This is a genomic window from Zhenhengia yiwuensis, assembly GCF_014384995.1.
Taxonomy (GTDB): domain Bacteria; phylum Bacillota; class Clostridia; order Lachnospirales; family Cellulosilyticaceae; genus Zhenhengia; species Zhenhengia yiwuensis.
In genome coordinates, this window is the sequence record NZ_JACRSY010000124.1 from 1 (window position 1) to 688 (window position 688).

Consider the following 688-nt stretch of genomic DNA (forward strand, 5'->3'; position numbering starts at 1 on the left):
TACTCCAACCTCATATATTCCGTTCGGTCTATCTTCAACTCAAACTATTATCTCAAATAACGGTCAGCAATATCCTATCTATGCCAATGAAGAAGATAAGGCAAATAAAAAAGTTATTTCATTGTATGGGATAGGAGAATCCAAAGATAGCTTAGATGTTAAAGATGATGGGACAGGAGTATTAACTAAAAATGTATTATTTACAACCGCTAATAGCAATACTTGGACAAAAGCTGTAGAAACTGATACAATGGTTAGTTTTGGAACACCCCTTTTAAATGCAAAAGGGTTTAACAATAGTATAGTTGCAACTTGTATATGTGACCCCCTTAAAGTGTTTGCTACTACTGCTGTATACAATGCTACAATAAAGGGGATAGCTATCAATCAAAATGGGTGGTTATATTTATCAGTATTAAAAACTGACTTAGTAACACTTGATAGTAGTGGTGTGAATACATGGTTAACGAACGTAGGGTTTAAATTATGGTATCAATTAGCTACACCTATAGTAACTCACATTCCAAAAGAACTTGTACCTACAATCCTAACCCATAAAACTAATATTTTAGAAGTTGGTGGAGCTGTAAAACCATCGAGCTTTAAAGTGACAGTACCAGTAGACCGTATAGCAGAAATAGAAGCGCGATTACAAGCTTTAGAAAGTACTACAGTAGATGTAGTTTTA

General features: G+C 34.2%; 1 protein-coding gene. It reads left to right on the top strand.

What is annotated here, in order from left to right; all coding sequences use genetic code 11:
• A partial coding sequence (locus H8718_RS20365; RefSeq protein WP_249334878.1) for a hypothetical protein occupies positions 1 to 688 on the top strand: 688 nt, incomplete at both ends.